Below are 20,288 nucleotides of genomic sequence, written 5' to 3' on the forward strand. Positions count from 1 at the left end.
CGGCGTGACGTGGCTGCCTGGTTAAATTCGGTTGCAGAGAAGCATGGCCCCCACGCGGCGAATCGTGGACGCACTTGCCTCTCAGCGTTGTTTTCGTGGGCGATGCGCCAGGGGTACGCCGAGGCAAACCCTGTCGCCGCAACAGGGAAATCGATTGAGGAAACCAGCCGGACGCGGGTGCTGACGCAAGCCGAACTTCGCGATGTTTGGAACGCCTGTCGTGACGACGACCATGGGCGGATTGTCCGACTTCTTTTGCTGACAGGTCAGCGCCGAAATGAGGTTGGCGGCATGCGCTGGTCCGAAATCGACCGAGCCGAGAAGATATGGCGCCTGCCTCGCGTGCGTACCAAAAATGGTTTGCCGCACGACGTGCCGCTGTCCTCCGGGGCCATGGCAATCATTGAGGCTGTGCCGATGAAGGCTGGCCGAGATTTTCTTTTTGGCGACGCTAGCGGTCCTTTTCAGGGTTGGTCTCGCTCGAAAATGTCGCTGGACAAACGCATCAATGAATTCCGAATTTGGTTTTCCGGCGAGGGCACGCCTGGAATTCCCCCTTGGCGACTGCACGATTTACGTCGAACGCTGGTCACGCAAATGAATGAGTACCTTGGGATTTTGCCGCACGTGGTGGAGGCCGTTGTAAATCATATTACCGGACCCGCGAGAATGGGTGTGGCAGGTGTTTATAATCGAGCGACCTACGCCAGCGAAAAAAGACAGGCCTTAGAGGCATGGTCGAAATTCGTCTCAGACCAACTCAAGTAATTTTTCAGCTTTGACAATCGGCAACATGCAGACTACAACTTTAAATAGTTGCATTAATGCCTGTTGCTCGCTTATGATGCCTCCCACATCGCCCCGGCGCGATGCTTTGGAGCGCTTGAATGGTCCACACATACCTGGAAGGATTATCGCCAGAGGTTGCCGCCCAGATCGCCCTAAACCGGGTCGTGGGTGCAGCTGAGGCCGCGGCCTTTTGCAACTTCTCTCTCCCGCACTGGCGGCGCTTGTACCGCACCGGCAAGGTGCCAAAACCCGTGAAGCTAGGCGGTCGAAAGCTCGGGTGGCGCCAGGGTGCGTTAATCGACTTCAACGCGCAGCGTGCCGGCTGATAGTCGGCCAAATTACGGCTTTCATCCCGACAACGGCCGGGACGCGGGGATGAACATTCCCCCGCCGCCGTCTTTTCAGCGACCACACACGCCGACTGAGTGCAGCCCGCATGAAGGGCATTTAAGCGGCGCGCCCCCGTGCTGAACACACAGAGCGCGCGCCTGACCGCAGCCTTGGGAAAGACAAGGGAACGGCTGAGATTATGGAAAACGAGATAGACGGTCCGCGCAACACGCCGTGCGAAGAATTTGGGCGCCTGCCTGCATCATCCCCAACTTGGCTCGACCGCCGAAAGGCCAGGTCCCCCAATTGGGGCAAGCCCCGTAGCTCGCTGCACTCACCCGGTATTGAGAGTTCCCGGGTGCTGACGAAGCGCGCCCGTGCGCATGAAGTTGACGGCGTAATAGGCGCCGGCCACCCGGAAATGCCCGCAGAGGACATTATCCGTGGCCTCACCCGTCTCGCGCGGAAACCACCCCGGACATCGAAGGTGCTTGAAATAGGCGGGTTCCCCTTTGCCCTGTGCCCCCACATCCCTGCGGGCATGTGGGCTTTCCGCACGGTGGCGAACGTAAATGCATTTTCGATAGAGACCGGGGCGCTAATTATGGCGGTGCCGGGTTAGGCGCCAACTAATTCCGCATCCACCGCAAGCAACCCGTAAAGGGGCTTTGGGGGCGCCTGAGGGTGCCCCTTTTTAAATCCGGGTGGTTGCGATTTAACCCAAACATTCACTCCAGGAAAAGCACAGGCCGGTGATGCGTTTGCTCAACAACTCATTCTGCGGCGGCCTTTTCCAAACGGAAGACTTGGGCTAAGCTAAATATGTCAGCCAAAAACATTGATGCTTTCTATGCGTCAATGGACCATGATTGATGAAATCAATCGACCTAATTGGCCGACCGATTGAGCGTTCCGTGCGACGGCCCCTCCCGCACAACAGCTCTCCAAATAGATGAGTTACTGCGCGGAGGGTATTCGCATGTCAGATTACCAAGATAGATTGTCGTCAACAATTATTGCCCGGATGCGGGAGATTTCTGGCGTAAACTACGTGAAATCGCCTGACAATTTGACAGAAGATCAGCAAAATTTAGCTGCAACTATGGCTTACAAAGCTTCCGTAGAGCGCGACCGAAGGCTAGCTGGTACCAGTACCAGGGGATCTAGGTGGCCGAATTCAATGCCAAAAGAGCATGTGTATGCATGGGCGATGGACCCAACTGCTGATGTTCATGAAGATTTGCTTGAGTCAATGGTCTCTTATGGTGCCGCGGACCGCCCGAGACTTCCCGGGGTTACGCTCGCCGATGTGGAGGAACGCATTCGGTTTGTGAATGGAGTTTTGGCGGATCACCTGGAGGGGATCAAGGCGCAGAAAACGGAACGGGGGCCTGCCCGCTAAGACAAACCCCCGCCCCCAAGGCGCACAAACCACAGACTCTTGCAAAATCCATGATCGTAACCGGAAATCACCCTAATGAACGCCCATACCAAGTCAATGCCGAGTTTCGGCGCGGCCACACGTCCTTTCACCGATGCCGGCATTCCTGAGGAAGCCTTAATACCTATTGCACCCCACGATGCCGAGATTTTCGGCAAGGGCGGTTTAAACCCAAAAAACCTCGGGAAAGCCCCTGGGAAGTTCCTTCCGCACAAGCGGGCCTGGTGCGGTCTTGCGAATAACAGCGAAGGTGCCCGGTACATCCATGAGGGCGCCACCGCACAGGATGTGCGCGAGCGTGCGGACTGGCCGACCCCTAACGTGGGCGTGCTCGGGCGGCATTTCCCCGCGATCGACAGCGACGCGGCCAGTGACCACGCCCGCACGCTAGTGTGGGGTGCGCTGGAGCGGGCTTTCGGCCGTGGCGTGCTGGTGGCGGAAAGGCTTCGCGGGGAATTGCCTCGCCGGCTCTACGCCTTCGAATGCACCGACCCGGACGACCCGGATGCGCGAGTACAGAATTGGAGCCTGTATTACTGGCTTCCGACTGACCCCGAGGGCGACTTCCCGCACGGTCTCGATGTCATCGGCCAGGGCAAGCAATTCGTCGCGACCGGCATCCACCCGAGCGGAAGCCCGTACCGGTGGGACAGGGATTATGATCTGTGCGACCTGTATGGGGCCGGCGAGTTGGCCCGCACCGACAACGCCGGGATGCGCGAGTTTCGGGCCGTCCTAGTCGAGATGATTGAGGCGGCCGGCGGCCAGGTGCAAGAAGGCCGCCCAGGCGGCGGCGGTGGCGAATTGCGGGACTATTCCGCGGACGAACCTGTCATGGCCGTGGGGGCGGTTTTCCGGGGCCTGGAGAGCATCCCGAATACGCAAGCCAATTTCCCGAGCCGTGAGGACCTTGTGTCCGTCCTCGCCAAAATCCGGGCCGCGCTGGGGGTTGAGGCCGAAGCGAACCGCGATCGGGTTGAGGATTGGGCCACACGCGATGGGTGGGCCGACGCGGAGTATTTCGACAAGGCGTGGGACAGCCTCGACCGGGGCGTCCGTCAGGCAAGCCGCGACGCGCTGGAGCTATTTTTCCGTGAGCATGGCGTCTTCGAAGGCGCACGGCACGATTTCCGAGAGCCGATATCCGAAAGGAACCAGCAAAATATCGAGACCAACAAAAAAGAGGCGAAAGAGCAAAGGACGCGTGCAGAAACATACCTCGCCGAATTTGGCAAAAAGTACCTTGTCGGCCAGGTCAACCTAGCCACCAATAATCCCGTCTGTGAGATACGCCGAAAGGCAAAGCCGGAAAAGGCCGTGCGGGGGCTTGATCTATGGATGCACCGCGTCGATTGGACGGACATTTCGACAGTCGAGAAATTGCGAGCTACCGGGTGCTACCAGCCAAACGATAACGGTTTTTGGTCCATGCTCCGAGACCTGAAAAAGGTCAGCCCGAAAAGCTTTTTCAACGGGGAAACCCTGCACCCGAATTACGACCGTGGGGAAATCGTGGTCGAGATAAATCCGGACGGCACCACGACGCAAAAGCTCAACCTGCGGTATCAGTCTCAGACGATCCGCCATGCGCGTAACCAGGCTGCGGACCCTCGACAAGCCCGCGAGGACACCGAAACGATGCTGGAATTCATCCGGCGGGTTTTCGGTGAGCTGGTGGATTATGAGCTGGATACCCTGGCCTACATGGTCAAAACCGGCAGGCGCCCCGGCAACCTGCTGTTCCTGGTAGGTGAAAGCGGAGTCGGCAAATCCACGTATGTTCTGATGCTGCGGACCATGTTCGACGGCATAGGCCGAAACACGGGCGGCCAGATTAACGGCAATGCCTTGGTGAACGACGGTGCCCGGCGCTTCGCGCTGGCGGGGATTGAGGGGTGCCGCATTATCAGCGTGCGGGAATTGCCGGAAGGCGCCTCGCCTACTGCCATGGCGCAGATAACGTCCATCCTGAAGCAATTTGTCGATATCAGCGGCGACGCGGATTTTGTGCCGATCGAGAAAAAAGGAAAGGACAGCCAAACAGTCGAGAATTTCGGCCGATTTGTCATCGCCTCGAATTATGAAACCTCTTTAAAGGTCGAGAAAAACGACCGGCGTATCCTCTACGCACGGTGCGGTATTACGATCGAGAATAAGCCTTCGCAGGCATATTATGATCGGGTGAATGCCGTGATCGAGGCACCTGAGCGCCTGGCCGCATTTTACCGGTATCTGCGGGATGAGCGGGATATTCGCGGCTACAACCCGGCAAAGGCGCCGCCGGTCTCGAATGCGAAGTTACAGGCCCAAATCCTCGACTTGCCAAATTCTGCGGAACGGCATTTTGCGGCGGCCTTTGAGCTGCTGGTGAGTTCAGGGCGAGAGATATTTGACCTACGGGAATTTGCCAGCCTCGCCTCCGACATGAGCGATAACGAGTGCCGAAATTCCGATGGCAAGGTGGACGACCGGAAACGGTACGACCTACGGGCTCCGACCGGCCAGGAACAGGCGGCCCTACAGTACTTCGCCAGCCGCGCAACGAAGCTCAAGAGCTTCAAATCGCCAGACGGAAAAAGCCGCCTGCCGACCATTTACGTCATCAACGGCACGGTCGCGGCTAAGCGGGTTGTCCTGCCCGACCGCCGTGAGGTTCTGAGTGTCCTGGAGCGGGATCGAGACCGGCCCTGGCGGTCGGCGCAACACCCCCTGCCAGCCTTTGCCTACCCGCTCACGTCTGAGGACGACGGGGACGGCTGGTAGGCGCCTCCCCTGGTCCTGGTGACATGCGCGGGCCTCCGGGGCGCCTCGGGGGCCCGTTGTCGTTCGTATGCTTGATACCCGTCAGCGCAGACCGGAGGCGGCTGCGGGCGCCGCGTTGCCGGCCGGGTGGTATTGCTTGGTCGGTGGCGGGGGTTCGCATGCCCGGGGCGGCCCTCCCGCGTGGCTTGGCGGCCACGACCGTCCCGGCGGGATTGGTGTCGCCGACCCTACTAGTGGTCAAAGTCTGACGCTTGGTACCCAGTCGCGGGGTCTGCAACGGGTGGAGGCTGTGTGAAAAGAGCGCCTGGTGATCAGGCTGACCTGACATCGCGGAAGGTTGCCCTGAGGTTTTGCAGGACATACGAGTCGTTGGTGGCGACCTCGTAGAAGCTGCTGTCGATGGCGCGCACGATCAACACGGGCACCGTAGCGCTCGCATCCGCGTAAGCCTGAAACTCGCCCCAGATGACCTGCTGGGTTCCGTTCGCGAGGTCTCGCAGCCGATCTCCCTTGATCCGCCTGCCGGAGGTCGCAAGCTCGTCGAGACGTCCGGCCTGTCCGCCCGTCGCATCGAAAGCTGCATCGTATGCGGCTACACCGCTCACCATCCATGAGCATTCGATGGCCTGCGCTCCGAGCGCTGCCAGGATATGACGCAGGTCAAAATCAAGCATGCTGTCGGTCATGTCGTATATGCGAACGGTGTGCATGGGCGATCTTCTTGTTCAGGGTTCGTGCTCATTATGATAGTCTTTCTCCCAAGGCGGGAGATGAAAGATGGCACGTTTTGTCCAAGCAGCAGACCGTGATCAGGTCACGTTGCTTCCTGCCTGTCTGGACGATTACGTCGCCCAGGATAACCCGACCCGTGTCGTCGATGTGTTCGTCAACGAACTCGATCTCACGGCCCTCGGCTTTGCCGGCGTGACGCCCGCCGCCACCGGTCGACCGGGCTATCATCCCGCGACGCTGTTGAAGCTCTACCTGTACGGCTACTTGAACCAGATCCCCTCCAGCCGACGCTTGGAACGGGAGGCCGGCCGCAACGTCGAACTGATGTGGCTGATCGGCCGCCTCGCACCCGACTTCAAGACGATCGCGGACTTCCGACGCGAGAACGGGGATGCGCTTCGCGCGACCTGCCGGCACTTCGTGATGCTCTGCCGACAGGTCGGTCTCCTGGCCGGAGGCGTCGTGGCCGTTGACGGCAGCCGGTTCAAGGCCGTGAACACGCGCGACCGGAACTTCACCCCGGCCGCGGTCCGCAGGCGCATCGAGCAGGTCGAGACGAGCATCGTGCGCTACCTCGCGGCCCTCGATACCGCCGACCGTCAGGAGGCCGAGGTGACAGAGCTTCGGACCCCGCGCCTGAAGGAGCGGCTCTCTGCACTCCGGGATCGGCTGCGCGCGCTGCAGGCGATGGAGACGCTCGTCGGGGCCGCGCCAGACCGACAGATCTCGCTGACCGACCCCGATGCGCGGGCCATGGCGACGAACGGCAAGGGCACCGGGCTCGTCGGCTACAACGTCCAGGCAGCGGTGGACACGAAGCATCACCTCGTCGTCGCCCATGAAGTGACCAACGTCGGCCACGACCGCACTCAGCTCGCTAATATCGCGGGGCAAGCTCAGGCCGCCACGGGCGAGGAAGCCATCCAGGTTCTGGCGGATCGGGGCTACTTCTCCGGTGAGGAGATCCTGGCCTGCGACCGGGCGGGGATCGCGGTCACCCTGCCAAAGCCGATGACGTCCGGTGCGAAGGCCGAGGGCCGATTCGGCAAGCAGGACTTCGTCTACCAGGCGAGCGACGACACTTATCGCTGCCCGGGGGACCAGACGCTGACCTATCGCTTCGAGAGCATCGAGAACGGGATGACCCTACGGCGGTACTGGACGTCGGCCTGTTCGAATTGCCCGATCAAGAACCTTTGCACGCCCGCCGAGCAGCGTCGCATCACGCGTTGGGAACACGAGCACGTGCTGGAAGCCGTGCAGCGCCGGCTCGACGAGAACCCGAACGCGATGCGTGACCGCCGCCAGACGGTCGAGCATGTCTTCGGCACCCTCAAAGCCTGGATGGGAGCGACCCACTTCCTGACCCGGGGGTTGAAGAACGTGGCCAGTGAGATGAGCCTGCAGGTTCTCGCCTACAACATGAAGCGAGTGATCGCGATCCTCGGTGCCGGCCCGCTCATCGCAGCCATCCGAGGCTGAAAGTCCGGACCCTCTGCGCGATGCGCTGTCAGATCTCTCCAGGCCGCAAATGCGTTCTCACACAGCCTCGGTGGGGAGCGGACCCTGACCTCTGGTCCGGAAGCGGACGTTCCGCCTACGACCCCATTCGGTCGCTCAAGGTGCCCGTCGACAGGACGGAAAGCAGACAGTCATGACTGTCCTCATCCTGCGACAAGCGCGGCCGCCGCGCTAGCGGCTGAGCCATTCCCATCATTTTCAGGCTTCACTGTTCGAACAGCGTTCGAGAGGCAAAGGCGCGAGGGCCGTCAGGTCTCCCAGACCCGACGGCCGCGGCATCCTATCAGGAGTTCGCCTTGTCGGACGGCGACTTGATCAGCTCTTTGAGCTTGTCCGACATCGGGAAGTTGAGGTTGAGGTCCCTCGGCGGGATCGGCGTCTCGAACCATTTGACGTAGAGCTTCGTGAACTCCCCGGACTTCATCAGCTCGACCAGGGTCTCGTCGACAAGGGTTTTGAACTCGGGATCCTCGCGCCGGAACATCAGCGCGTAGGGGTCGGCCGAGTAGGCCTTGTCGAGGATCTTGAAGCGGGATGGGTCCTTGGCGTTGGCCTTCACGCCGGCGAGCAGGATATCATCCTCCATGAAGGCGGCGGCACGTCCCGTGTCGACCAGCAGGAAGCTCTCGGCGTGGTCCTTGCCCTGGGAGATCGAGAGCTTCAGCCCGTCCTCCTGGTTGAGCTTGTTCAGGAACTGGGCCGTGTTGGTCCCGGCGGTGACCGCGACGGCCTTACCCTTGAGGTCGTCGGGGGTGTTGATGCCGCTGTCGGTGCGGGTCAGCCACTTGAACTGCGCGACGAACGTCGAGACCGAGAAGGCGACCTGTTTTTGGCGGGCGAGTTGATTGGCGGTCGAGCCGCATTCGAGGTCGACCGTGCCGTTGGCGACGAGCGGCAGGCGGGTCGCCGAGTTCACCGGATTGTAGGCGACCTTCAGGTCGGGCATCCCGAGCTTCTTCTTCACCGCCTCCACGACCTTCCCGCATAGGTCGATTGAGAACCCGACCGGCTTCTGGTTTCCGTCGAGGTATGAGAACGGCACCGAGGACTCCCGGTAGCCGAGGGTGATGGAGCCGGTGTCCTTCACCTTCTTGAGCGTTCCGGTGAGGGCTTCGGCGTTTGCGCCCGTCATCAAGGCGAGCGTCATCGTCGCGGCGATGGCCGCGTTTTTAAGAATGCGCATCTCAGGCTTCCTACGGTTGGATCAGAGCTCGCCCATGGCGGGTCGTTGGGTCACGCCGCTCTCAGGCGGCTTGGGCGATGGCCGCATCGACTGCTTCGCCGAGGCGTTCCACGACCGTGTCCACGGTCGCGGCGTCGATGATGAAGGGCGGTGCTAGCAGCACGTGGTCACCGCGGGCCCCGTCGATGGTGCCGCCGGCCGGGTAGACCGCCAAGCCGCGGTTCATTGCCTCCCGCTTGATCCGTGCGTTCAGCTTCTTCGCCGGGTCGAAGGGGGCCTTGGTGCCGCGATCCTCGACGACCTCGACGCCCATGAACAGGCCGCGGCCGCGGATGTCGCCGACATGCGGGTGATTGCCGAAGCGCTCGCCGAGGCGGCGGTTCAGGTGGGCGCCCATTACCTTGACGTTGTCGAGAAGACGGTCGCGGGCGATTACCTCCTGCACAGCGAGTGCTGCCGCGCAGGCCATGGGGTGGCAGATGTAGGTGTGCCCGTGCTGGAACAGGCCCGAGCCTTGGGCGAAGGCATCGTAGATCTTGCCTGTCAGGAAGGTCGCGCCGATGGGCTGGTAGCCACCGCCCAGGCCCTTGGCGACCGTCAGCAGGTCCGGGGCGATGCCATCCTGCTCGCAGGCGTGAAGCGTCCCCGTGCGGCCCATGCCGCACATCACTTCGTCGAGGAGGAGCAGCACACCGTACCGGTCGCAGATCTCGCGGATGCGCCGGAAGTAGCCCGGGACGGCCGGAACGGCGCCGGCCGTCGCCCCGACGACCGGCTCGGCCACGAAGGCCATCACGGTCTCTGGGCCGAGTTCGAGGATCTTGTCCTCCAACGCCTGCGCCGCCCGGGCGCCGTACTCGGCCTCGCTCTCGCCGGCTTCCCGATAGCGGTAGGCGTAGCAGGGGTCGATGTGATGGGTCTCGACGAGCAGCGGCTTGAACTGGGCGCGCCGCCATTCGTTGCCGCCGGTCGCCAGCGCGCCAAGTGTATTGCCGTGGTAGCTCTGGCGCCGGGCGATGATCTTGGAGCGCTGCGGCTGCCCGGTCTCGACGAAATACTGCCGGGCCATCTTGAGCGCGGCCTCGACGGCCTCCGAGCCGCCCGAGACGAAATAGACGTAGTCCAGGCCGGCCGGCGCATCGGCGACCAGGCGTTCCGCCAGGGTTTCGGCCACCTCGCTAGTGAAGAAGCTGGTGTGGGCGTAGGCGAGCTTGTCCGCCTGGGCGTGGAGCGCGGCGATGACGTCCGGATGCCCATGACCGAGGCAGGACACCGCCGCGCCGCCCGAGGCGTCGATGTAGCCACGTCCATCCTGGTCGAAGAGCTCGACGCCCTTGCCTCCGGAGGCGACACGCAGGTTCGCGTTGATCTGGCGGTGCAGGATGCGGGTCATTGCGATCTCCTCGCGGGCGGGGGTGACCAGTGGACGCCGAAGGCGGTGAGCTGCGCCTCGCTGCGTTTGATCGCGGCGAGCGAGGCATCGCCGCCCCGGCCGGCCACGAGGGCGGCCAGGATCTCGCCGACGACCAGGGCCGGGGCGACGGTATGGAAGAAGGAAGGGCTGTCGGCGGGGACCAGGATGGTCTCCCGCGCCAACGACGCAAGCGGCGAGACCGGGCTGTCGGTCACGGCGACGACCGGCACGCCGGCATCGTGAGCGTAGCGGGCCGTCTCGACGGTCGCCCGGGTGTAGGGGGCGACCGACGCCACGAAGAGTACATCCTTCGCGGACGCAGAGCGGATCGGGTCGAGGCCGGTGCCGGCCCCCGCATCGAGCAGGACCGCGCGCTCGCCGAGGAAGGACATCACGTAGGCGAATTGCGCCACCACCGGGTGGCAGGACCGTAGGCCGAGGCAATAGATCCGCCCTGCATTGGACAGCAGGTCGGCCGCCGCGACGAGCCGGTCGAGGGCTTGTGGCTCCGTGAGCCTCTGCAGTTGCGCACCCACAGACGTGGCGATGTCGACGGCCAGGGCCCGCTCGCCCTTGGCCTGCTGGGTGGCGACTTGCACCCCGGCCTTGCCGGAGAACCCGAGCGAACCTTCGCGGACGGCCCCGGCGTAAAGGGCCCGGACGTCGTCGTATCCGGCGAGACCCAGGCGCTGGGCGAGGCGGGTCATGGTGTGTGGCTGGACACCGGCTCGCTTGGCCTGCTCGCGCATCGAGAGCAGTGCGACCTCGTTGGGCTGGTCGAGGACAAAACGTGCGGCCGCCTGCAACTGAGGCCCGAGGGTCTCGAAGGCTCCGACGATCTGTTCCGTGAGCGGACCGTGTTCCATGGCGGCTTGTGTACCCTTCTTCGCAGCTGTATGCAACAAATGTTGCAATAATCATTTTATGCAACGGATGTATCTTAGTGAGGCATCCTGGCTACCGAGGAGGCATCGATGTCGTTTCCAGGCCCGACCGCCATCGCCGTGACCCCGACTGGTGGACGCCGGACGAAGGACGACCATCCCGCAATTCCCCTCACTCCGGCGGAGCACGCCTACGCGGTCGCTTCGTGCGTGGAGGCTGGAGCCTGCATGGTGCACCTTCACGTGCGCCGGGCGGACGGTCGACATCTGCTCGACGCTGACGCCTATGCCGACGCGACGAACGCGATCCGGGCCGCCACGGGCGACAAGGCGGTGATCCAGATCACAAGCGAGGCCCTGGGTCTCTACCAGCCGGCCGAGCAGATGGCGGTGGTGCGGGCGGTCCGGCCGGAGGCCGTGTCCCTGGCGCTGCGCGAGCTCGCCCCGGACGCCGCGTCCGAGAAACCGTTCGGGATCTTCATGGAGTGGCTGCGCCGCGAGGGCATCGTGCCCCAGGTCATCCTCTACGCGGCCGACGAGGCGGTGAGGCTCGCCGCACTGCAAGCGTCCGGAGCGGTGCCGTTCGAAGCCATGCCGGTCCTTTACGTCCTTGGGCGGTACACCGCAGGCCAGACCTCGGCCCCGTCCGACTTGCTGCCGTTCCTGGCGCCGGACCAGCCCCGGGCGAGGCATTGGATGACCTGCGCCTTCGGTCGGTATGAGAACGCTTGCGTCACAGCCTCTGCCTTGCTCGGCGGACACGTCCGCGTCGGCTTCGAGAACAACCTGCTAACCCCGGATGGACGGACGGCTCGGGACAACGCGGAACTCGTCGCCGCCGCGTCTGCAACGGTCGTTACATGCGGTGGTCAGCCGGCGACTGCGGTGGAGCTTCGCTCAGATTGGGCCGTGTGCTGAAGCCTAGTGTGCAGGTGGCTACACGCAGAGAAGGGGCGTTCCTGGTCGACCATTTTGAACTGGCCAACGTCCGGTATCGTAGCTTCGACCTCCCGAAGCGGACGGGCAGGAAACCACCCGACGCGGACGTGGAGCGTCCTCCATTAGGCGGCTGCAAAGCGGACCTTCCGAGGGTCTGAGAAGGGTCGAGAGCAGCCCTTGGCGGCGGGTACCAAGCGTCAGATTTGGACCACTAGGACCAAGCACCGCACAGAGCGCTATTGCGAATTAAGCCCTGTTCGGCCGTGTCCTGCGAATTAAGCCCCGATCGGGCAGTGCGGGCTAATTAAAGCCCGGATCAGCTCAAGCCGGTGAATTAAATAGCTCGCGTGGGGATGTGCAGAGCGCCCGCCGCCTTCGGAAATAGCGGCGCGCGCCATTCCGAGGACCGGACAAGGGTACGAACAAGGGTATGGACATGGTTCGGACAAGGGTATGGACAAGGAAATGGACAAGGGTATTTTGAACTAAGTACCTGCTATGACTAGCTTTTGTATGATATGAGTTTCGGCGAGGTACAAATCTAATGCGCCCGCGACCTGATATGGCTTCCGCCCGCGCCCGTGCCATGCAGAGGCCCGCCAGCCGCAGTACGAAACCCTTGTCCCCCCTTGTCCGAAAGGGCCTACCCTTGTCCGGTCCCGAGGGTACGGTGTGGCGCTCGCGGTAATTAGCGCCCTAGTGCCGGAATTAATAATTACGGGCCCTGTTGGTAATTAGCGATGCGGGGGCCATCCGGGGCCTGGTGGTTGCCGATTGTCAAATCACTACTCGCGTGGCCGGGGCTCGATACTGCGAGCGGCCGGCGCTCCGATCGGATGGCGCGTGCCGAATTGAGCTAGCGCCGTGCAGAAATCGGCTCGCGAGGGCTCGCGTAACAACCCTATACGCACGTATTGTGTTGTCACAGCGGCCCGAGACACACTGATGCCCGACGCCATTCGCCCCCTGGTCGCCTACCTCCGGGTCTCGACGGATCGACAGGGCAAGAGCGGTCTCGGCCTTGAGGCGCAGCGCGCCGCTATTCAGGTGTTTGCGCAGGCCAACGGCTACATGGTGATCGCGGAATTCGAGGAAGTCGAGACAGGCAAGGGCAGCGACGCCCTGGACCGCCGGCCGCGGCTGGCCGCCGCCCTCACTGCAGCACGCAAGGCGAAGTGCCCGGTCGTGGTCGCTAAGCTCGACCGCCTGTCCCGCGACGTGGCCTTTGTCGCCGGCCTCATGGCGCAGCGGGTGCCCTTCATCGTGACGGAGCTAGGGGCAGACGCCGATCCCTTCATGCTGCACGTCTACGCCGCGCTCGCCGAGAAAGAGCGGGCCATGATTGCCAGCCGGACCAAGGCGGCGCTGGCCGCCAAGCGGGCGCAGGGCGTGCCGCTCGGGAACCGCACAAACCTGATCGAGGCGCAGGCCAAGGGCGCCAGCGCGAACCGGACGGCGGCCGACGCCTTCGCGGTCAACATCCTGCCGGTGGTGGCCGATATCCAGGCGAGGGGCACGGTCTCGCAGCGAGGGATCGCAGTCGAGTTGAATGCGCGGCGCGTGCCGACCGCTCGGGGTGGTGAATGGACAGCCGTGCAGGTCGGTCGGCTTCTGTCCCGAGCTGCCTAAACGAAAAGGGGCCGCCCAATGACGAGCGGCCCAAGTCTAGGGAGGAAACGCCAGAGGCGTTGCACGGGTTGAGACGTGCGGTGCAGCAATGATTGTGCGCCGCACGGGTTCCACGTGGGCTGGCGAAGCTCCCACTGCGTGAGCCCAAGGGACTTGGGTATTTCCTGGCGAAAACCCGGATTTAGCCCCCTACCCCGTGCAAGAGGCTCAGCCGCCGCCATCGCAACGGTGGTCACGCGACACGTACCCACCAACTCAGCCGAGAAACCCTTTTTGACCCCCTATCCCACGGCCGTCGCTTTAAAAACGCGACCGCCGAAAAATCACGGGTGAATTTCCATCGGCCAACGTGGCGCTGGTCGAAAAATCTCCGGTGCATTTTTCCGGGAACAGCCCCGCACCCGCCCATACGGTAAATCCCAACAGTCCCCGAAAAATACCCGGGCATTCGCACCAGGTCTTTTCCCGGGGAAATGGCGCCGCAGGCAGGCGAGGGACCGCACGGTGAATAACACGCCTTCCAGGCGACAGCCGGATTTGTACTGGAGACAGCTCCAGCAACTGAAAGCCTCCAGCGTCTGCATTCGCCTTTACCGGAACCAGCTCGCGCGGCGGGTCCGTGCTGTAGAAATCATCAAAGCGGTTGCTTCGAGCGGGAGCATAGCCGGATGGGTGGTTTTTAAAGAATACCCCATCCTGTGGTCGTCCATCATTGTGGCGGCACAGCTTTTAGACGCCCTGAAAAACGTTTTTCCCTTCGCAAGAAACCACAAATCCGCGAGTGACCTAACGGTCGCCATCGAATTGCTTTGGATCGATGCGGAAGAGGAATGGGAGCAGATATACATCGGGGAACTTCCCGAGGATCAAATTATCAAGCGTCGGACGCAGCTTCGAAAAATCCAGCTCGAGGCCGAAGGCCGGTATTTTCCGGAGGGTTTCGAGCCGAGCAAAAAGCTCTTGAGACTCGCAGAAGTGGAAGCGAACGCCTATTTTGAGCTAACGTACCCCGAAACGGAGGACGTCCCGAATGACCACGCGCAACTCCCCGCCCCCACCACCCAGGCCCTCCACGATCCCGGGCTTTGAAGGCCGGAGCATATTTCCGACGTTCGCTGTGAACGTGCCAATGCCGAGTGGCACCGCAGCACCGGCTTCGCCCGCCCCCTCGCGGCCAGCCTCGGGCAATCCTTCGTCTAAGGGTAACGGGAGGTAGGCTTGATAAAGCGGCGAAACCCTCTCTTTCCTGGAGCACTGCCGAGCAGCCGGGAATTCCTGCCCGGTGGCGGCCAAAAGATCGGCGCCAGCATTTTCCCGACTTTCGATGTGCGTTCCGCGATGCCGCAGCTCCCGGTGCGACCCCCTGCACCGGTAAAGGCCGCTGGCACCGGGGACGTTTCGGATAACCCCGGTGCTAAAGGGAAGTCGGGAAAGCCGATCCGTGAGGGTGGCAAATGACCGAGAAAAAACCCGCACAGCCCGTCACTAGCCGCCATATAGTCGGTGACAGCATATTCCCACCCTTCCAGGTCAAGGCGCCCCTGCCGAGCGGTACGGTTGCCCCCGGGAGCAAAGCTGGTGAGTCGCAAACCACCGCCAGCGGAGGGGGGAAAGTCAAACCGGAAAAGTAGGCGGTAGCGGTTGGAAAAGCGCTTGTGTCAGGTCCGATCTTGAAAGCCGGAAAGGACCCAACCAACCGATGCCGTGGTGCCGTATGCCAGCACCGGGAGTATGACGGCCATCGCTGCGAAAAACAGGATGCCTCGTTCGTTTAAATCCGTTCGGAACATCGCGAAAAGCAGAGCGACGGCAAATGCGGTAATCACTGCGAAAACCGAGCCGACGCGGTGAAACCCTTCCCGTACGTTCATCGCAATACCCGATCCAGATCGCGGTGCGGCTGTATCCGCCTGAGAGTAAGGAATGCTCGAACTCGCGATGGTCGTCGCTCATGCGGCCCGGTTCTGTTCCCTGACACGCCCCTAACGCAGGGTATCGTCGTGGGGCAACCACATAGTGGCTGGCAACATGAACGGGTAACCGCCCGGCCCTATCCTGTCTCACGAGCCGCGTTGTGTATCGGCTCACACAGGTGAGGCCATCGAGACCCATGCCGCCGCATAGCAAGCCGCTAGCTCCCATCGCGCGAGGCGAAAAAGCTGGCCGGCTTGCAGCGAGCGAGATGATCAAGACGCTGAGCCCGGAGACAGGCAGCGTTGAGGGCATGGTGCGCCGGATCGAGCAGGTCGGGATCATTGTGGCCCGAGGGCATCAGGAAGCCGGCATGCGAACTGCCGATGTCCAGGCATGGCACATCGGCTTCGAAGCGGGGATGCGCCTCGAACTCGGCGATTACATGCGGCGCTTTTGATCGGCCGATTTCCGCCCCGCCCCATGAGCAGATCGGGGCCGGGCCGAGCGGGTGGTTCAGGTCGACGGCAATTGGTCTACTATCACCCACCTGCAGCGGCGACGAGAGCGAGGCCGACGAGGCCTGCGCAAGTCTCGGGAGGATAGCTGCACAGATTCGGTGTCGAGTCGGCGACTGACACCACTGAAGCGGATTCAGCGCGCAAGCTGGACTTTAGGTTGCAAGGCATCCGGTGCCCTGCGATTAGATTGCGGCTCGCGTGAGGATGTTAGATGCCGCGTCCGGTCCCGTATGTCATGTGTCGTTATGAGATGACAATCAACGACAATCCGCTCAGTGCACGAGAGCAGTATCAAATCCTACAGAGGATTCGCGGCACCCTCGTGGTGCATCGAAAAGCGGATCCTGGGCCGGACGATGCTGACACCCTTATTATGCGGCCGAAACGTCTAGTGGTTTCTGGTCGAGATGTGTTGACCTGGGATGTCGGCCAGCAGCTCACTGGGCGATCTGAAGCATATTATGACTCAGATACTGATGAGGTACATCGCCGATGGAGCGACGGCGACGCAGTCCGTTATGCGAGCTTCGTTGCCGTACCTAGTCTTGGGGCTTTGGCAGTCAACGATCGCACTGGTGAAATTCACTTGGGATCCGCTGCGGGCATTGCTCGAATGAAAACTATTTTTCGTAATGCTGTTGAAGGTGGAGATATAGCAATTACTCAAGCCGCAACCCATGCAGATGCTCGCCGAGCTGTTGATACCTGGACCTTAGATCGATTTGATTTCGCTGTTCGTCCCTTCAATCCTCATCCGCGCGATCCTGGACGCATGTTGAGCGAGATTATGGCACGGGACAACATCGGCGCACTCCAAGGCCGAGCTGTGCCTGCGGCCGGCAAAGAAATGCGAAAAACGGATGGCGGCTATATCGAAGAGGCCGTTGGCCTAGCCGATGCCGGATATGGTCAGTACGGAATGCGGGGACGCACACCGGAGGGGCGCGAGGTCGCGTTGAAAAAACCACGATTTGATTTAGATAAGGAACGTAATGAGAACATTCAGGCGGGGCCACAACAGCTAAGAGTTTTTCTGGAGTCTCATGACGACGAAACCGATGAATTCAAAGAGGCAGCGGCGGCGCTGATAGAGTTTTATGGCCAGGAATGAGCTAGATCGGCCGACATTCCTAACCCTGTGGTTGGAAAACTTAACCGACCACAGCCGGTTGGGTCATATATCTCGGCTGGTTCCGTGGTGGATCTGCCTCTTTATTGTTTTTGGATTGTTTGTTCAGAGATTTATTTCAGTAAAGTTCTATACAGATGCTAGCGTAGGCATTCCAATTTACGCTGGAATTTTGACTTTGAATGGGCTTTTGCTCACTCTTGCTTGGAACGCATTCGCAAAAATATTCGAAAATATCTGTTCGCCAAGATTTTCCACATACCTGCGAGAAAATGGTATGTTCAAGATCTATTTATATCAGACAAGTTATGTTCAGGCCGCGCAGATCGTTGCTGTCGTTCTTAGCGGAGCAGGTCTTCTCGCTCTGGCAGTAGCAAACCCACCGTCCGGGTTGAACGAATGGCTGTTCATCGTAGTAGTGGCCAGCACCGGCTATGCTCTTAAAGAAGCGGTCGGTGCAGTGACGATCTTACACGATTTGATTTGGTATCGCTCAATCTTTGACGCACACCAGGAACAGCAAGCCAGCAACGTCACGCGACTGGCAACGCAAGGCCGATAGGACGTTAAGCAATTGGTGAGCCCCTTGTGGACGGCTGTGGTCGCCGACAGCCCTCCTCAGCTGGCCCTCCGACCTCCAGCATTCTTCTCGATGATGGGATGTCGGCTGGTGCGTGAGTGAGGCGTCATTAACGCAGCGCACCTACTCCGCTGGCATGTCAGATCTTCCGCTTACCGTCGCCACTTGGCGCAACCAGCTTGAACGCCTCGCCCCACCGCTTACTCGCGGCAGAGGGGCGATGCTGTCCATCAGGTCCAATTGGATAGAAGCTCTCCACTAACAAATTCTAGGAAAACGTTTGCCGCAGCTCGAGCCTCTTCCAAAGCGCGGCGTCTCTCATCGTGCGTCATGCCCCCATGCTCATTTTCTAGAACGGGACCGACTGGTGGAACGACGAAGCGGATGAGCTTCCCGTTGTCGATGAATGTGATTTCGGCAGCGCCTTCGATTTGGCGCTCTGTCCGGAGATGGGGGCTGCTCATAAAACGCTCATGATTTGTGGGACGCTTTGGTCCAACAATCGAGAACGCGTGAAGGTCCTAGCTAGGAATAGCGCCCGCCGATCTGGGAGTTCGCGGCGGAGGGGGAGCTAGGGCTCCCGCGGTTCGCGCATCCCAATCTCGGTGGGCGACTCCTTGCCGGCTGGCCTCAGGAACCAGCGGACGTCGCGCGCGAGGTACGGCGCGCGCTCCGCGACCAGCCCCTGCTCCTGCAGCACCCGCATCGTCTTGCGGTGAGCCTCGTGACGCATGCCTTTGGGGTAATGCCCGCATGCGCGGAGGGCCATGACTTGGGCAATAGGCAGCCGGGCTCTCGGCATCCGGTCAGTGACTGTTGGTCAGCCACAGCAGCAGCGCCGACGCCACCATCAACGATAAGAGCATCAGCAGCGCGGCCACATCGCGACGCTTGATAGCGCCATCGCCGAGGACATCATCGAGCATGCCAGCCGCGGTCGAGCTAGCTGCCATGCCCGACAGCAGGACGGCGGCGATCAGGATCCAGCCGGTGAGGGTCTCAGGCATGGCGCTACTGCAGCCGGTCGACGCCGCCGTTCAGGCCGAGCAAGATGACCCAGGCCAGCACGATCCCGGCTGTGAGCCAGTCGCCGCCGTACACTGCGCCGTCTGCTACGGTCCGGCAGAAGCGAGCTGCGCGCCTTAGCCCCTCGGCATGCGCAGTGTATAACGCCGTCAGCACCGCGTTCAGCGCACTATCGCATTCGGCATCGTCGCCCCGTAGGTGCGGGAGCAGAAATGTCACGAGGCGCACCTTCCATTCGGTCCTGGCCCCCGCCGTATCGTCGCTAATGCCTTCACGGATGAGCCAGCAGGATCGCGACGCGGACCATGTTGCGCCTGTAGGCTTCCCCGTCGGCAAGCAACGCGTCCTGAGAGGCTTTTTGCGCGACGACGGCCGCGACCAAGTCGAGTGTCCAGCTCTTGGCCAAAGGGTAGGTCACGGTCACCAGATCGGTGTGCACCGCGTCTATCACGGCCTTGATCTCGTCGTCGGTGACCTAGGCCGCCGTCCAGAGAATGGAAACGCTCCGGCTTGGGGCCATGATTGCTTCCCATACGCTTCCCAATGCCAGTATCTGGGAAGCAACTCGTCTAAGCAATGTCACTAAGTCGTTGTAAAATATGGTGGGCGGTGAGGGACTCGAACCCCCGACCCTCTCCGTGTAAAGGAGACGCTCTACCAACTGAGCTAACCGCCCGGCGGCCGACCGTTACGGCATGGGGTCGGTGTGAGGCAAGAGGGCTCCGTCAGGGGGCCGCGAGCCGGCGGGTGAGCGCGGGCGCGAGACCGATGCTCTCCATCGGCGATGGGCGCAGCGCGGGAGCCCCGCGCGACGCAGCAGCGGCTAGGACCGCGCGGGTGCCGGCTTCCACGGAGCAGATCAGCGGGATCCGAACCAACGGGGCGAGGCGCTCGGTCAAGCCGGCGAGACCGGCGCCGCCGAGGATCACCGTGTCCGATCCGGCCGCGCGGCACTTCTGGCAGGCCTCTGCCAGGATGCCGAGGGCGCGGTCCGGATCCTCGGCGATATCGCCGCCGGTCGGTCTCACCGTGGTGATCGCTGCGAGCCGGTCCGGCAGGCCGAGGCTACTCACGAATTCCCGGAGCATCGGCGCCCAGGCCGCGCCGCCGGTGACGATGCCGAATCGGCCCGCGGCGGCGGCCTCGCGGCAGGCCGCCTCGGCCATGCCGATCACCGGGACGGGCGACAGCTCCCGCAGGGCCAACAGCCCGGGATCCCCGAAGCAGGCGAGGTAGACCGCATCGCAGTCGTCTCCGTGCTCCGCCAGGGCGTCGAGGGCGGCGTGGCCCGCGATCACCGAGGCCGCGCGGCTCGCGATGTAGCGGGCGCCGAAGCGGACCGTCACCGCCCGTATCTCCGCCCGGTCGCCAATCTGCCTTCGCACATGCCCGGCGACGAGGTCGGTCACGGCCTGGCTGGTGTTCGGGTTGATCAGCAGGATGCGCATCGACGGACTCCCCACGAAAAAGCCCCCGGAGCAAGCTCCGGGGGCTAC

Annotated in this window: 19 protein-coding genes and 1 tRNA gene; 10 read left to right on the forward strand and 10 right to left on the reverse strand. The window is 62.1% G+C overall.

The annotated features are described in order from the left end of the window. The 3 genes from MKK67_RS12005 to MKK67_RS12015 all read left to right on the forward strand — a co-directional run. Nucleotides 1-768 (forward strand): tyrosine-type recombinase/integrase (locus tag MKK67_RS12005; protein WP_243964909.1); only part of this gene is annotated, 768 nt, incomplete at its 5' end. A 1,330-nt stretch (nucleotides 769-2,098) separates the two neighbouring features. Beyond that, on the forward strand, nucleotides 2,099-2,521 hold the full coding sequence (locus MKK67_RS12010) for a hypothetical protein (protein WP_243964911.1): 423 nt from the start codon (nucleotides 2,099-2,101) through the stop codon (nucleotides 2,519-2,521). Nucleotides 2,522-2,596: 75 nt separating this feature from the next. Then, a complete protein-coding gene (locus tag MKK67_RS12015) occupies nucleotides 2,597-5,323 on the forward strand; it encodes a DUF5906 domain-containing protein (RefSeq protein ID WP_243964922.1) in 2,727 nt (908 codons plus the stop codon). A 311-nt stretch (nucleotides 5,324-5,634) separates the two neighbouring features. Here the strand turns inward: MKK67_RS12015 and MKK67_RS12020 are convergent, their stop codons facing one another. Next, complete coding sequence (locus MKK67_RS12020; protein ID WP_243964924.1) at nucleotides 5,635-6,009, reverse strand: hypothetical protein; 375 nt, start codon at nucleotides 6,007-6,009, stop codon at nucleotides 5,635-5,637. 91 nt (nucleotides 6,010-6,100) lie between these two features. On the opposite strand from MKK67_RS12020, the gene MKK67_RS12025 reads away from it, so the two are divergent. After that, on the forward strand, nucleotides 6,101-7,537 hold the full coding sequence (locus tag MKK67_RS12025; protein WP_243964927.1) for an IS1182 family transposase: 1,437 nt from the start codon (nucleotides 6,101-6,103) through the stop codon (nucleotides 7,535-7,537). A 322-nt stretch (nucleotides 7,538-7,859) separates the two neighbouring features. Here MKK67_RS12025 and MKK67_RS12030 read toward each other — a convergent pair whose 3' ends face one another. From MKK67_RS12030 to MKK67_RS12040, 3 genes are all read right to left on the reverse strand, one after another. Beyond that, entirely contained in the window at nucleotides 7,860-8,759 is a 900-nt protein-coding gene (locus tag MKK67_RS12030) for a transporter substrate-binding domain-containing protein (RefSeq protein WP_243964930.1), read from the reverse strand. Nucleotides 8,760-8,820: 61 nt separating this feature from the next. After that, complete coding sequence (locus MKK67_RS12035; protein ID WP_243964934.1) at nucleotides 8,821-10,152, reverse strand: aspartate aminotransferase family protein; 1,332 nt, start codon at nucleotides 10,150-10,152, stop codon at nucleotides 8,821-8,823. Continuing rightward, the gene (locus MKK67_RS12040; RefSeq protein ID WP_243964937.1) at nucleotides 10,149-11,039 is read right to left on the reverse strand and encodes a MurR/RpiR family transcriptional regulator; all 891 of its coding nucleotides are present in this window, start codon (nucleotides 11,037-11,039) and stop codon (nucleotides 10,149-10,151) included. Before MKK67_RS12040 ends, MKK67_RS12035 begins: the two co-directional genes overlap by 4 nt. A gap of 108 nt (nucleotides 11,040-11,147) precedes the next feature. Between MKK67_RS12040 and MKK67_RS12045 the strand changes: the two genes are divergently transcribed. The 3 genes from MKK67_RS12045 (at nucleotide 11,148) to MKK67_RS12055 (ending at nucleotide 14,714) form a co-directional block, all read left to right on the forward strand. After that, complete coding sequence (locus tag MKK67_RS12045) at nucleotides 11,148-11,975, forward strand: 3-keto-5-aminohexanoate cleavage protein (protein WP_243964939.1); 828 nt, start codon at nucleotides 11,148-11,150, stop codon at nucleotides 11,973-11,975. A 966-nt stretch (nucleotides 11,976-12,941) separates the two neighbouring features. Next, nucleotides 12,942-13,625, forward strand: coding sequence for a recombinase family protein (locus MKK67_RS12050; RefSeq protein ID WP_243964947.1), 684 nt, complete (start codon nucleotides 12,942-12,944; stop codon nucleotides 13,623-13,625). A gap of 504 nt (nucleotides 13,626-14,129) precedes the next feature. Then, nucleotides 14,130-14,714 (forward strand): hypothetical protein, encoded by a 585-nt coding sequence (locus MKK67_RS12055; protein ID WP_243964950.1) that lies wholly within the window; start codon nucleotides 14,130-14,132, stop codon nucleotides 14,712-14,714. A 569-nt stretch (nucleotides 14,715-15,283) separates the two neighbouring features. On the opposite strand, the gene MKK67_RS12060 is transcribed toward MKK67_RS12055, so the two are convergent. Next, the gene (locus tag MKK67_RS12060) at nucleotides 15,284-15,496 is read right to left on the reverse strand and encodes a hypothetical protein (protein ID WP_243964952.1); all 213 of its coding nucleotides are present in this window, start codon (nucleotides 15,494-15,496) and stop codon (nucleotides 15,284-15,286) included. A 311-nt stretch (nucleotides 15,497-15,807) separates the two neighbouring features. Here MKK67_RS12060 and MKK67_RS12065 point away from each other — a divergent pair, with 311 nt between their 5' ends. The 3 genes from MKK67_RS12065 to MKK67_RS12075 all read left to right on the forward strand — a co-directional run bounded on the left by MKK67_RS12065 (nucleotide 15,808) and on the right by MKK67_RS12075 (nucleotide 17,748). After that, entirely contained in the window at nucleotides 15,808-15,996 is a 189-nt protein-coding gene (locus MKK67_RS12065) for a hypothetical protein (RefSeq protein WP_243964954.1), read from the forward strand. 272 nt (nucleotides 15,997-16,268) lie between these two features. Continuing rightward, nucleotides 16,269-17,168, forward strand: a complete 900-nt coding sequence (locus MKK67_RS12070; RefSeq protein ID WP_243964956.1) for a hypothetical protein — start codon at nucleotides 16,269-16,271, stop codon at nucleotides 17,166-17,168. Then, entirely contained in the window at nucleotides 17,155-17,748 is a 594-nt protein-coding gene (locus MKK67_RS12075) for a hypothetical protein (protein WP_243964959.1), read from the forward strand. Before MKK67_RS12070 ends, MKK67_RS12075 begins: the two co-directional genes overlap by 14 nt. A gap of 824 nt (nucleotides 17,749-18,572) precedes the next feature. Here the strand turns inward: MKK67_RS12075 and MKK67_RS12080 are convergent. From MKK67_RS12080 to MKK67_RS12100, 5 genes are all read right to left on the reverse strand, one after another. Next, the gene (locus MKK67_RS12080) at nucleotides 18,573-18,773 is read right to left on the reverse strand and encodes a hypothetical protein (RefSeq protein WP_243964961.1); all 201 of its coding nucleotides are present in this window, start codon (nucleotides 18,771-18,773) and stop codon (nucleotides 18,573-18,575) included. A 4-nt stretch (nucleotides 18,774-18,777) separates the two neighbouring features. Beyond that, nucleotides 18,778-19,011 (reverse strand): hypothetical protein, encoded by a 234-nt coding sequence (locus tag MKK67_RS12085; protein ID WP_243964964.1) that lies wholly within the window; start codon nucleotides 19,009-19,011, stop codon nucleotides 18,778-18,780. A gap of 52 nt (nucleotides 19,012-19,063) precedes the next feature. Beyond that, the gene (locus MKK67_RS12090) at nucleotides 19,064-19,243 is read right to left on the reverse strand and encodes a hypothetical protein (protein ID WP_243964967.1); all 180 of its coding nucleotides are present in this window, start codon (nucleotides 19,241-19,243) and stop codon (nucleotides 19,064-19,066) included. Nucleotides 19,244-19,392: 149 nt separating this feature from the next. Next, a tRNA-Val gene (locus MKK67_RS12095) sits at nucleotides 19,393-19,468 on the reverse strand. A 49-nt stretch (nucleotides 19,469-19,517) separates the two neighbouring features. After that, nucleotides 19,518-20,240 carry an aspartate/glutamate racemase family protein gene (locus MKK67_RS12100; protein ID WP_243964976.1) on the reverse strand — a complete coding sequence of 241 codons (723 nt, stop codon included), beginning with the start codon at nucleotides 20,238-20,240 and terminating at the stop codon, nucleotides 19,518-19,520. Nucleotides 20,241-20,288: the final 48 nt, after the last annotated feature.

Origin of the sequence: Methylobacterium sp. J-072 (assembly GCF_022829425.1) — a bacterium.
In the GTDB taxonomy this organism is placed as follows: domain Bacteria; phylum Pseudomonadota; class Alphaproteobacteria; order Rhizobiales; family Beijerinckiaceae; genus Methylobacterium.